Origin of the sequence: Metabacillus sp. FJAT-52054 (genome assembly GCF_037201815.1) — a bacterium.
In the GTDB taxonomy this organism is placed as follows: Bacteria; Bacillota; Bacilli; order Bacillales; family Bacillaceae; genus Metabacillus_B; species Metabacillus_B sediminis.
The window spans coordinates 856,096-868,362 of record NZ_CP147407.1; the positions used below are offsets into that span (position 1 = coordinate 856,096).

At 45.1% G+C, this 12,267-nt stretch carries 12 protein-coding genes, 1 tRNA gene and 1 pseudogene; 8 read left to right on the plus strand and 6 right to left on the minus strand.

What is annotated here, in order from left to right; all coding sequences use genetic code 11:
* Positions 1 to 3: 3 nt before the first annotated feature.
* Positions 4 to 858, minus strand: coding sequence for a DUF1206 domain-containing protein (locus tag WCV65_RS04660; RefSeq protein WP_338780429.1), 855 nt, complete (start codon positions 856 to 858; stop codon positions 4 to 6).
* 217 nt (positions 859 to 1,075) lie between these two features.
* Entirely contained in the window at positions 1,076 to 1,483 is a 408-nt protein-coding gene (locus WCV65_RS04665) for a PH domain-containing protein (protein WP_338780430.1), read from the minus strand.
* Between the two features lie 387 nt (positions 1,484 to 1,870).
* On the opposite strand from WCV65_RS04665, the gene WCV65_RS04670 reads away from it, so the two are divergent.
* On the plus strand, positions 1,871 to 2,248 hold the full coding sequence (locus WCV65_RS04670) for a MaoC family dehydratase (protein WP_338780432.1): 378 nt from the start codon (positions 1,871 to 1,873) through the stop codon (positions 2,246 to 2,248).
* Between the two features lie 35 nt (positions 2,249 to 2,283).
* Here WCV65_RS04670 and WCV65_RS04675 read toward each other — a convergent pair whose 3' ends face one another.
* Positions 2,284 to 3,123: a hypothetical protein gene (locus tag WCV65_RS04675; protein WP_338780434.1), complete on the minus strand. Its 840-nt coding sequence runs from the start codon at positions 3,121 to 3,123 to the stop codon at positions 2,284 to 2,286.
* A 363-nt stretch (positions 3,124 to 3,486) separates the two neighbouring features.
* Between WCV65_RS04675 and WCV65_RS04680 the strand changes: the two genes are divergently transcribed.
* Positions 3,487 to 3,560, plus strand: a tRNA-Gly gene (locus tag WCV65_RS04680).
* 90 nt (positions 3,561 to 3,650) lie between these two features.
* Here WCV65_RS04680 and WCV65_RS04685 read toward each other — a convergent pair.
* On the minus strand, positions 3,651 to 4,316 hold the full coding sequence (locus tag WCV65_RS04685; RefSeq protein WP_338780436.1) for a phenylalanine--tRNA ligase beta subunit-related protein: 666 nt from the start codon (positions 4,314 to 4,316) through the stop codon (positions 3,651 to 3,653).
* Between the two features lie 76 nt (positions 4,317 to 4,392).
* Between WCV65_RS04685 and queG the strand changes: the two genes are divergently transcribed.
* Together queG and WCV65_RS04695 are read left to right on the plus strand one after the other, a co-directional pair.
* The gene (gene queG / locus WCV65_RS04690) at positions 4,393 to 5,526 is read left to right on the plus strand and encodes a tRNA epoxyqueuosine(34) reductase QueG (RefSeq protein WP_338780438.1); all 1,134 of its coding nucleotides are present in this window, start codon (positions 4,393 to 4,395) and stop codon (positions 5,524 to 5,526) included.
* A gap of 132 nt (positions 5,527 to 5,658) precedes the next feature.
* Entirely contained in the window at positions 5,659 to 6,549 is an 891-nt protein-coding gene (locus WCV65_RS04695; protein WP_338780440.1) for a PhzF family phenazine biosynthesis isomerase, read from the plus strand.
* A 43-nt stretch (positions 6,550 to 6,592) separates the two neighbouring features.
* Here the strand turns inward: WCV65_RS04695 and WCV65_RS04700 are convergent.
* A pseudogene (locus WCV65_RS04700) lies at positions 6,593 to 7,138 on the minus strand (nucleotidyltransferase family protein).
* Positions 7,135 to 7,746, minus strand: a complete 612-nt coding sequence (locus WCV65_RS04705) for an FMN-binding negative transcriptional regulator (protein WP_338780442.1) — start codon at positions 7,744 to 7,746, stop codon at positions 7,135 to 7,137. The pseudogene WCV65_RS04700 and the gene WCV65_RS04705 overlap by 4 nt, the downstream one beginning before the upstream one ends.
* A gap of 156 nt (positions 7,747 to 7,902) precedes the next feature.
* On the opposite strand from WCV65_RS04705, the gene WCV65_RS04710 reads away from it, so the two are divergent.
* From WCV65_RS04710 to WCV65_RS04725, 4 genes are all read left to right on the plus strand, one after another.
* Positions 7,903 to 8,793 (plus strand): amidase domain-containing protein, encoded by an 891-nt coding sequence (locus tag WCV65_RS04710; protein WP_035405090.1) that lies wholly within the window; start codon positions 7,903 to 7,905, stop codon positions 8,791 to 8,793.
* Between the two features lie 38 nt (positions 8,794 to 8,831).
* On the plus strand, positions 8,832 to 9,314 hold the full coding sequence (gene trmL, locus WCV65_RS04715; protein WP_156505912.1) for a tRNA (uridine(34)/cytosine(34)/5-carboxymethylaminomethyluridine(34)-2'-O)-methyltransferase TrmL: 483 nt from the start codon (positions 8,832 to 8,834) through the stop codon (positions 9,312 to 9,314).
* 344 nt (positions 9,315 to 9,658) lie between these two features.
* A complete protein-coding gene (locus tag WCV65_RS04720; protein ID WP_338780445.1) occupies positions 9,659 to 11,554 on the plus strand; it encodes a PrkA family serine protein kinase in 1,896 nt (631 codons plus the stop codon).
* A gap of 382 nt (positions 11,555 to 11,936) precedes the next feature.
* Entirely contained in the window at positions 11,937 to 12,104 is a 168-nt protein-coding gene (locus tag WCV65_RS04725; RefSeq protein ID WP_338780447.1) for a hypothetical protein, read from the plus strand.
* The last annotated feature ends 163 nt before the right edge of the window (positions 12,105 to 12,267 follow it).

The following is a 12,267-nucleotide window of genomic DNA, read 5'->3' on the forward strand; positions in this document are numbered from 1 at the left end:
TCCTTATTTTCCTCCAAAACTCATATGTTCATATCTTCCCCGGATAACACCATATACCCCATACAAGATCAGTCCGAGTGCGACGGCTCCAAGCATCCATTGGCCAAAAGGCTGGCTGGAAAGCTCTGAAAGGGCTCCATCCAAGCCTTTGTATTGACTTGGGTCAGCAGTGTAGGCAGCTTCAATGAAGAAGAATCCAATCATAGCTAATACGATGCCGCGTGCAATAAGCCCCATTTTTCCTGAGTTGCGGGCAATTTTACGCTCGTGAAGACTCATTTCGCTGGCTCTGAATTTAGTCATGAACTTTTCTTTGTAGCCGGAGATAAATTCGTATATTCCGTAGCCGATAATGATAGCGCCGATAATTGCGATCACCCATTGACCGTAGGGCTGGGAGAGAAGCTTCGCTGACATGCTCTGCTCAGAGCCTCCGCCTGAACCTCCGCCATTTACAGCGATTTTTATGGCATTAAAGGCAATGCTTCCATAAATACCTGCGCTGATAAGGTAGCCGATTCTGATAGCGATGCCCTTCGCATCAGATCCTTTGTTCTCCGGGTCGGTAAAACATTTAACAATTCCCCATATACTGTAGCCAATCAATCCGATTCCGATAATCCAGAGGAGAAGCTCTCCAAGCGGCATGCCCGGAAGTGATTGAAGCATTCCCTTCGTATCGGTTGTTTTGCCTCCAGCCCCGATTGCTGCCATAAAGGCAAGAATCCCAATCAATCCATAAACAAGTCCTTGAGCCATGTAGCCGAAGCGTCCTAAACGCCTAATCCATGGTTTTGTATCCTGCTTCGTTTGCTCAGCAGACTGCCGCGCTCCCGCTTTTGATCTTGATAATTCCATCCTGTAGCCTCCACATTTTTTCTAGTCGATTAGTACTGAATGAATTCCCTTTGTTGGTAAATTAGAAACCTTTCCAAACAAAATGGGCTTTGTATGTTTGGCGTAAGAGCAGTATGAGCTACTACTAGCTTATAGCGCTTCGGTGAATCGGTTCCTGGGGATTTCAAAAAGGCTGATATTTTAAAACACAAAGCGGACTCCCTTTACCGGGACTCCGCTATTTCTCTTTAATACCGGGCTGAATCTGCTTCAGCATTTTAACAAACTCCTGCTTCTCCTTAGGAGATACAACCGCGATATCAAACCATCTCCCATAGGTAATTTCCAGTCGATCTATTGATAAAGCGGGAGCAGATAATGGATTTTTCGTTTTCCTAATGCTCGTAATCTCCATTATGGATATGGTATTTGTAAAGGGACCATAGCGGATCGTAAGCTTCTCGCCCTCTATTAAATAACCGGTTGAAAACCAGAGCCATATCAGAAAGCCCGTCAGTGGAACGGTAACAAATAAAGCTTCGTAGTCTCTGCCGGCAAGAAACGGCGAGAGGCATCCGGCAAGGGCTCCTCCCCAAATGACAAGATAAACCCACCAATCTTTTTTAGATGGAAAATACATGAACATCTCTCTTCCTCTCTATCTATTATCCTAATAAAGTTCTATACTTTCCTCCTGTTTTCCTTCTCAAGACTTGCCGAGGGAAGAAGTAAGCGAATGTTATGTCTGGTTTAAGGAGAAATACAAGGTGCAGGACCGGTCATCCTGAATTTGTGGGAGGTAAGATATGGGGATAGCGTTAGAAACATCAGTAAACCGGCGTGAAAATTACTATATCGACGAAAATATCAGAATATCGGCGAAAACTACAATATATCGACGGAAATTTCAATATATCGATTTTTCGACAAAAATCGGCAGCATCCTAATAAAAGAAATATAGTTCAAAGTGAATACTCATTCATTTTCCCTGCTTCTTATGCTATATTCAAAGAAACAGGGAGGGGTAATGGGATGAGCATTCAAGCAGGGGATGTATTGACTTGGGAACGAACGTTTTCGGCAGAAGAGGTTGTCCTTTTCGCAGAGCTCACCGGTGATCAGGGACAGCATCATATGGAGAAAGATGAACAGGGACGACTAATGGTCCACGGACTCATGACTGCGAGTATCGGAACAAAAATCGGCGGGGATATGAACTACATTGCCAGGGAGATGGTCAGTGAATTCCTGCGGCCGGTCTTTACGGGAGATACGATTACATGTGAAGTGACTGTAACTGAGCTTGAGGAAAAAGAAGGTTTCAATCGAGTTGCCATGAAAAGCGTATACCGGAATCAGGCCGGGAAAGAAGTGCTTGTCGGAACGAGCCATGGGATTATTAGACAGTAAACAAAGACCTCAGCAAACACTGAGGTCTTTTTCTCTTACTCCTTATGAAATGCCGCAGCAATCTCAAGAGCCGTCATGGCTCCATTTGCCTCTTCAATCTCATACACTATATTCCCATCCTGCCAGACAACAAGGTTATTCCGGCTGTCCGGATTGTTTCCGTCCAATAAAAACGCGCCTTTATCAGGCGGAGGAAGCGTTTCTTTTTCGAGGAAGTTAACGACTTTGACAGCAAGTTCTTTATTGCTGTCTTTTTCTGGTTCATTCAAGGCTTTGGACATAAAAGACCATCTGCCTTCATTCCAGTGCAGGAATACACTTCCTGCTCCTGCATCTGAATATCCTTTAATCCCATGGCCGAGATCGATTGGCGGGTTTCCTGTCGGTTCAGCCTTTTGATAATTGACCATCTCGGCTGCTTCCCGTTCGGTTTTATATTTCGTTGCTTTAACCGTCGCGATTTTTTGATTGCTGCTAAGGGTATTGAGCTTGCTGTTATTGATTGGAATAGGTTTTTCTGTTTGGTAAAACGTGATTTCATAGGAATTGGCATCAGACTTTACTTTAGAGGTCAGATGAAGCCCTTTAGAAACGGGCATGGTTTTCGGCAATGTGAATGGAACCCTTGTCTTAAGCAGCATGGACGTTTCGTTAATGACTTGCTCAGGTGAAGACGGAGCGCTAGAAGGATCCGTCCCTGGAGCGGGTTCTCCTTCAGCGAACCCAGGTGAAACTTCTGAAGCCTGAGCCGTTTCGGGAGAGCTTTTCTGTTCGGGTGACTTACTGGATGTTCCTTGATCAGCAGCATTGATTTGGCTGCATCCGGCAGTGAGGGACAGCACGAGAGCAGCACTTAGGATGTAAGGACGTTTCATTGGTTTCCCTCCTTTACAGGTTTCCTATATTTTTCCCTTTTATGGAAGGGGTAAACGATTGAAGAGTCACGTTTTGGAATTCGTTCGTAAGTCATATAATTCGGCGAAAAAGAAGGAATCCTGGCAGAAGCCGCAGAATAACGAGAATATGGAAAAAAAATCTAGGTGGGATTTTAATGCTGCTCTCCAGGTTTATTAAGAACGTTCTTGTTTTGACAGGACAAGTCTTCTTGTCCTTTATCATTATTGTTAAGATGTACCCTCGTATAAAGCGGTTAATAAAAAAAACAAAAATAGTATTGACGTTTTGATGTAATACGAATATAATAATATACATCGTCATCAAGACGAGAAAGTAAACGTGCGGGTGTAGTTTACTGGTAAAACCTCAGCCTTCCAAGCTGATGTAGTGGGTTCGATTCCCATCACCCGCTCCATACATACGTTACTAACGCAGTGTTTCGTTCCGATCAGCGAAGCATTGCGTTTTTTACTGCGTAAAAATAAGCCTGCGCTCACCGCAGGCCTTATGATAGAATAAAATGCTCTTCCGTTCCGCCATGAATTTGAACGAACATGCTTGTCAATGCTGATAACAGCTTCTCTGCTTCAGGCTCTTCCATAGATGGAGCGAGATAGACGATTTGCAGGGCGTTGACCGTTTCTCTGCTGGCGGCTGTTTTTTTGGAGTCGACATAGGGGCTTCCAAATGCTCCGTTGCCATCTGCAGATAGAATTTTCTTTTCCATTGAGACTTCACGTCCATTGATGGCTTCATATGTATCATCTGAATTTCCGATGCGGATTTCGATGTTTCCGTTTAACCGGTCCAGGTCATAGATGCCGATTGGAATTTGATATTCCATCGAGAAGAAATTGTTAATGTCGGCAGCGGAGTGGATGGTCTCCAAATACTGCTGCTTTTTAATTCTTCGGAAAATGGCTTCCTGAGCAGGGCGGTACCGGTTTGGATCCGTCCCGGCTTTTTTAAAAAGAGCGCGCCATTCCTGAACCGCTGGAATGTCCTTTATTTCCTGATTTTCAAAGTCAAAATATAAGGATTCCTGAAACAGCCTCATTCTCCCCTTCAGCATTTGTGGAGAGTCTCCTACCTCTATTCCCCGATAAAGAGCGATTCCGATTTTAAACGAAGGCTCCAGCTCTTTCAATTCATGATTAACTGTAATTTCCATTTTAACCGCCCTCCGTGATTTGGTACCATTATCTTATCATAGTGCCGCGGAAAAACCGAAGAAAGGAGGATGACTGATGAATATTGGAGCATTAAAAGAAGAAGTCATTGCCTACAGCAAAACGATTGGAATTGATAAAATCGGCTTTGCAAGTGCGGATACATTTGAAACGCTAAAAGGACGGCTTCTTATGCAGCAGGAACTTGGCTACCAATCAGGCTTTGAAGAACCCGATATTGAAAAGCGGACCAATCCCGGCCTGCTTGTACCCAAAGCTAAATCGATCATTGCCATTGCTCTTGCTTATCCTTCTAAAATGAAAAACGCACCGAAAAGCACGAGGGAGGACCGCCGCGGAATTTTCTGCCGTGCTTCATGGGGCAAGGATTATCATGACGTGCTGCGGGAAAAGCTATCGAAGCTGGAAGAGTTTTTAAAAGAAAAATCTCCGGACGTCCGGGTTAAATCCATGGTCGATACGGGCGAATTGTCAGACCGGGCTGTCGCCGAACGGGCAGGGATTGGCTGGAGCGGAAAGAACTGCGCAACGATCACACCAGAGTTCGGTTCCTATGTGTATCTGGGGGAAATCGTCACAAATATTCCCTTCGAGCCTGATCAGCCAATTGAGGATCAGTGCGGAACCTGCAATAAGTGTGTAGATGTCTGTCCTACAGGTGCACTTGTCCAGGGCGGACAGCTCAACGCCCAGCGATGCATCGCCTATTTAACGCAGACAAAGGGCTTTCTGCCGGAGGAGTTCCGGACAAAAATCGGAAACCGGCTATACGGCTGCGATACATGCCAAACCGTGTGTCCCGAGAACAAAGGCAAGGATTTTCATTTGCATGAAGAAATGGAGCCGGATCCAGAGCTTGCAAAACCGAGCCTAAAGCCGCTGCTTTCCATGTCAAACCGGGAATTTAAAGATAAATTCGGACATGTGTCAGGGTCCTGGAGAGGGAAAAAACCAATCCAGCGCAACGCGATCATTGCCCTCGCTCACTACAAAGACACAACAGCGCTTCCTGATTTGTACAAGCTTGTCAAGGATGACCCAAGGCCTGTCATAAGAGGGACCGCGGCATGGGCAATCGGGAAAATCGGACAGGCCGAGTCGATCTCGTTTCTGGAAGAACATTTGCGAAAAGAAGAAGATGACGAAGTGCTGAAGGAAATGCGGGCGGGACTTGATGTCCTGCGTAAGTGATTAAAAGTTAGAAGCTTGCCTGCTGGCAGGCTTTTTTTCGTTTCAAATAACTTGTATTAATCTACAATAGAAGGAAAGAGAGAACAGGGGACGAAACCTAATAATCTGCATCTATAATTTGGAGGGAAAAGGATGAAACGTATAAAGGTTCTTCATTATGATGCCTTCAGCAGCAAGCCCGATAAAGGAAATCCAGCTGGAGTGATATTGAACGGGGATCATTTAAAAGAAACGGAAATGCAGGAACTGGCAAGAAAAGCTGGCTTCAATGAAACGGCGTTTCCGGCCCATTCCGATTCCGCCGATTTTAAAATCCGGTATTTTACGCCGGGCCATGAAATGGATTTATGCGGTCATGGAACCATTGCTGCTGTGTATGCGTTAAAAGAAAACGGATTGTTAAATGAAGAAAAAGAGATGATCGTCGAAACAAATGCAGGAATGCTTCCTATTCAGCTTACGACTACTTCCAATGAATTACTTGTAACCATGAGACAGGCGGAACCGGTTTTCAAGCCGTTTAAGGGGTCAAAGGCAGACTTAATGGCTTCTATTGGACTGGCCGAAGAAGATTTAGCCGGCGATTTGCCGATACAATATGGAAGCACAGGAAACTGGACGTTATTAGTCCCCGTTAAAGAGTTGCGTGCTTTTGAAAGAATGGTCCCTCACAATGAGCGATTTCCTGATTTGTTAAAAGAAATCCCGAAAGCATCTGTCCACCCATTTTGCTTAGAAACATATGATTCTGCAGCGCATATGCATGGCCGGCATTTCTCCTCTCCATTTTCAGGCACAGTCGAGGATCCGGTGACGGGAACGGCTTCCGGTGTTATGGGTGCGTATTACAAGAAATACATAGCGAAAAATGAAGAGACCGAAATCAGTCTTATTATCGAGCAGGGAAATGAGATCGGAAAAGAGGGAAGAGTTCGAGTGAAAGTGGCACAAGATCATGGACGCCTTCATGTAGAAATGACGGGAAATGCCGTATTTGTAAAAGAATTTGAGATTGCTTTATGAATGGAAGGGAACTTCTGAGTAAGAGGAGTTCCCTTCATTCGAATTAAAGGGTCACCTTGACCATAGGCCAAACGGCTAACCAGTCTTTTTCTATGACCCGCTTTTTATACACAGCGCTGTTTACAAAATAGGGAGTTGCTTTCACCTGCATCCCCACTAAATCCTCAATACCGTGCGGGGCAGCTAAAATGGCGTGTCCGTCATGGTTCAGTGTAACTCCAATGGCGGTTGCCGTTTCCGGGAACCTGGACATGGCATCAACTGAATCAATGTAGGGGTCCATTTGGTTTTTGACGTGCATCCTTGCCTAATTTTTTACCGACCACGGAATTTCAGGTGATAATGAGAAGAGCTTCCGTTCAAGCTCTTTCTCAATTGCTTCATCCTGGAAGCTGGGATCGTAATAGATGACATCTACATCAGGGAGCACCGTTTTTTCGCTGAACCCGTTAAGGACATCCCAAACCTTTGAACGGACAAAGCCTGCACAGATCCACCAATCAGGAAGCTTCAGCAGCTGCACGGTTTCCAAGACGTGCATCATCCACAAATCCTCTTCTATATGGGCAACAATCTCTTTTTCATTCATCGTTTATCATTTCTCCTCATCAAGCCGGCAATCTTCTGTTCATTTTCGCCAAGCAGATTTTCTAGCGCCTGAATGACCCGCTCCTGCCGTTCAGCAGGATGATTTTGACTCAGCTTTGCTTTGCCCTCCATCTTCGTTATGCGGATTTTAAAGGCTGCAATCCCTTTGCTCAAATTTTCAATATAACCAGGCTCGATGTCCTCCATCTGGTAGGAGCTGTCTGCAGGTTCATGCTGGCGGACGAGCTGCGACAGCACTTCCAAAATGTCATTCTTTTCTTTCAAAAGCTCCAGTTCACCATATACATGGACTGCTGTATAGTTCCAGGTAGGAACGGCTTTATCTGTACCGTACCAAGCTGGAGATATGTAACAGTGCGGACCTTGAAAAACGATGAGTACCTGCTGATTTTCAGCATCCCTCCATTGCGGATTCGGCAGGGCGAAATGACCGTAAATCATTCCTTCTGTCTCATCAATTGTCAGAGGCAGATGGCTTGCGAACGGTTCACCGTTATGATGGGAAAAAAAAGTGGCGAAGCTGTTTTCTTTCATTAAGTGATACATGGCTTCTTTATCGTTCAGTTCGAAGTGTTTTGGAATGTACATAGTTACGCCTCCTTTTAATCATGATTTTACCAATGATTGAACAGCCCATACAGAGCCAGTTTTCATGAAATGATGAGGTACCATTTGAAAAAAACTGATACTGCGGGATTCTTTCTCATATTCTTGTAAAAGAAGAATGGGAAGCAGGTGAGCATGGTGAATGAGTTGCTTAGAACAGCAGCGGAAAGCCGGTTGGATTATGTAGTCAATGGGAAGACGAGGCATTTGCCGTTTATGTCGGATGCAGAAAAGCTTTCTCTTGAGCGGAAGGCAGAGGAATTGAATGAGAGAAAGACCCTTGCGATTAAAGGATCGTCGAAGATTAAGGTGACGGGTATGAAAGAACAGGGTGATTTTCGAGAGGTTCAATATATCCTTCATGAAAAGTGGCTCATTCAAAATGACGATTCGTTTTATTTAGAGGAAAAAATAGGCCGGCGTTTTGCCTCCCTCACAGATGCTGAGGTTCTCGAGGATTGGGCGGAAAGCCGGCCGGAGGTTCATCAGGACTTTGAAGCTTTTGATGATGAAGACCTCGAGCGGAAGGGCTTTTATTATGACCGGATGGCGGCAGTACAGTATGCGGAGCGCTGGTGGAACAGCCATAACAGCCAGTATAAAAATTTTGATGTCAACTGCACCAATTTTGTTTCTCAATGCCTTCGCAGCGGAGGAGCACAAATGCGGGGATATCCGGGAAAGGGGACTGGCTGGTGGATGCAGAATAACACATGGAGCTACAGCTGGGCGGTTGCTCATTCTATGAATTTATTCCTCCCCCGGTCGAAAACGGGACTGCGGGGAATCAAGGTTGGCTCAGCTGAAGAGCTGAGACCCGGAGATGTCGTTTGCTATGATTTTGAAGGAGACGGCCGTTTTGATCATACAACCTTTGTTGTCGCCAAGGATAAAAACAACATGCCGCTTGTGAATGCACAGACGTCCAACAGCCGGATGAGGTACTGGTCCTATAAGGATTCGACTGCCTATACACCGAATATCCGCTATTCATTTTACCGGATTCAGGACGATTCTGAGAAAAGCTAAAGCGTGGTATAATGAGGTGGAAAGAATTTTTAACAGAGGTGACCATTTTGGGATTACACGTAGTATTGTATCAGCCGGAGATTCCTGCCAATACGGGAAACATTGCCCGTACATGCGCAGCAACAAACACCGTTCTTCATTTAATCCGCCCGCTTGGGTTTTCAACTGATGATAAAATGCTGAAGCGTGCCGGCCTGGATTATTGGGAGCATGTAGATGTCCGTTACCATGATTCGCTTGACGAATTGTTTGCGGAATATGAGAACGGAGAATTTTACTATTTAACAAAACACGGCAAACAGCCGCATACGGTATTTGACTATTCCGATCAGGAGAAGGATACCTTTTTTGTATTCGGAAAAGAGACGACAGGTCTGCCGCGGGACCTGATTGATGCTAACATGGACCGGTGCCTGAGGCTTCCGATGACAGAGCATGTCCGCTCTCTCAACCTTTCCAACACAGCTGCCATTTTGGTTTATGAAGCCTTGAGACAGCAGAATTATTTGGATTTACTGTAAGCAAAAACGGCCTCCGCGAGAAGGCCGTTTTTTTATTTCCGTATTTTCGGTTTATCGTTGTACCCGGCTGTGAAAATCGAAACGAGGAATGTAATGCAGACTCCAAGCAGCAATGCGGTCTTCATAAATGCCCTCCCCAAAAAAATGTAGTCCAAGCGTATAAATTCAATTATACGGTATTATGAAAGCGCTGTGAATTGTATTCGTCCTCTTTTTCTTCCATTTCTAAATTTTCAGTCATAGCGATTGCTTGGAAGACACATCAGAAAAACAAGAATGATAAGCTTCCCTCTCTCATAAAGTGTAGTAATCTCTTGTGATGCACAAAGATGAAGGAGGTCCTTATGGATATCTTAAAGAAGATTGAAAGGTACAGAGAAGATGAAGAGCGTTTGAAATGGGAAGGAACCTTCGTAGAGTATTTGGAAATATTGAAAACTCGCTCCAATGTGGCTCAATCAGCTCACTCGCGGGTTTATAATATGATCAAAGATCACGGCATTGAGGAAGTCAACGGCGTCAAAAAGTACAAATTTTTTGATTCTCAGCTGTTCGGGCTTGAAGAGGCGCTTGAAAGACTTGTAGAAGAATACTTTCACCCTGCTGCCAAGCGGCTCGATGTCCGGAAGCGGATCCTGCTTCTCATGGGTCCGGTAAGCGGAGGGAAATCAACACTTGTCACGATGCTGAAAAGAGGTCTTGAAAAATACTCCCAAACCGATAACGGTTCCGTGTTTGCGATTAAAGGCTGCCCGATGCATGAGGATGCTCTTCATTTAATTCCCCATCACCTTCGCCAGGATTTTTATGAGGAATACGGCATCCGTATCGAAGGCAATCTGTCTCCCTTAAATATGATGAGGCTTCAAGAGGAGTACGGCGGCAGAATTGAAGATGTAATTGTTGAGCGGATCTTTTTCTCCGAGGATAAGCGCGTCGGAATTGGTACGTTCAGTCCATCTGATCCGAAATCACAGGATATTGCCGACTTGACAGGAAGCATCGACTTTTCAACGATCGCCGAGTATGGCTCTGAGTCCGATCCAAGAGCCTATCGCTTTGACGGAGAGCTAAACAAAGCAAACCGCGGAATGATGGAGTTCCAGGAGATGCTGAAATGTGATGAAAAATTCTTATGGCACCTTCTTTCCCTGACACAGGAAGGAAATTTCAAAGCAGGGCGATTCGCACTCATTTCCGCCGACGAGCTGATTGTGGCCCATACGAATGAAACCGAGTACCGCTCCTTCATATCCAATAAGAAAAACGAGGCGCTTCACTCAAGGATTATCGTGATTCCGATTCCATATAATCTGAGAGCAACAGAGGAAGAGCGCATATATGATAAAATGATCAGCGAAAGCGATGTGTCCGATGTCCACATTGCCCCGCATACCCTCAAGGTTGCAGCGATGTTCTCCATTCTAACGAGATTAAAGGAAGCAAAACGCGGAGATATCGACCTCGTGAAGAAGATGAGGCTATACGATGGAGAGAGTGTAGAAGGCTACAACACAGTAGATTTAGAGGAACTGAAGAAGGAATATCAGGATGAGGGCATGAGCGGGATTGATCCGCGGTATGTCATTAACCGGATCTCCTCCACCATCATCCGAAAAGAAAATCCGTCCATCAACGCACTGGATGTCCTTCGTTCTCTTAAAGAGGGGCTCGATCAGCATCCGTCGATCTCACAGGAAGACCGCGAGCGCTACCTGAACTTCATCTCGGTCGCACGTAAAGAGTACGACGATATTGCGAAAAAAGAAGTTCAAAAAGCATTTGTGTATTCCTATGAAGAATCGGCGAAAACCCTTATGGAAAACTATCTGGATAACGTCGAAGCATACTGCAATAAAAATAAGCTGCGCGACCCGCTCACCGGTGAAGAGATGAATCCGGATGACAAGTTGATGCGCTCCATAGAGGAGCAGATCGGGATTTCCGAAAATGCGAAAAAAGCATTCCGCGAAGAAATCCTGATCCGCATTTCCGCCTATGCACGCAAAGGGAAGCGATTTGATTACAACTCACATGAAAGACTGCGCGAAGCCATCCAGAAAAAACTGTTTGCGGATTTAAAGGACGTTGTGAAAATTACGACCTCATCCAAAACACCGGATGAGCAGCAACTGAAAAAGGTAAACGAAGTCGTCAAGCGATTAATTGATGAGCATGGCTATAACTCTACCTCTGCTAATGAACTGCTGCGTTATGTAGGAAGTTTGCTAAATCGATAGGTATGCGGCGAGCCGGGAGATTCCCGGCTTTTTGTGTGGGCTGATTTTGCACTGACCCCCACTCTGATAAAGCGTTAAAGCACCGTCCCCATCACTTGGAATCGATTGGAGGAGAGGAACTGCAGAGTTTAAAGCTCTGTCCCTTGATCCTGTAAAGTATTGGGGGTCAGTGCAATGCACTGACCCCCAATTCACTGCAGAACTAAAGCTCCGTCCCCATTGAGTTGAAACCCGTTGCCCATCTAGGCTGGCATTTTTGATTCTCTGCCCCCCGTTGCGTTAATAAGATGGGGGTCAGTGCTAAATACTTTGCCGCAGCCCACGTTTCACCCCACCCCTAACCGGGTAATTACACTATACAATCTCCTAAGGAGTGATAGAAATGGATCAAAAGAATCCGAAGAAATCAAAAGAGAGTTCAAGTATTCGCGATATGGACGATTTGGTGGAACAATCCAAAATCATGGAGCATATGAAAACGAATCAGGAAGTAAAGAAATCGGGAAAGACTCCGGATCCTGATCAGCATAAAGAAAACGAGAATAAATAATAAACAGAACCCTTGCCCAGTGCAGGGGTTCTTTTATTTACTATGTATAAAATCTGCCAAAATCCTTGCATAGATACCTTGTCTATTTTTATTGGAGGAGGTGCCCAATTTTCATAATTGTTTGTCAATAATCCTCATCCCCCGCATAGGATAGAGTAATCTC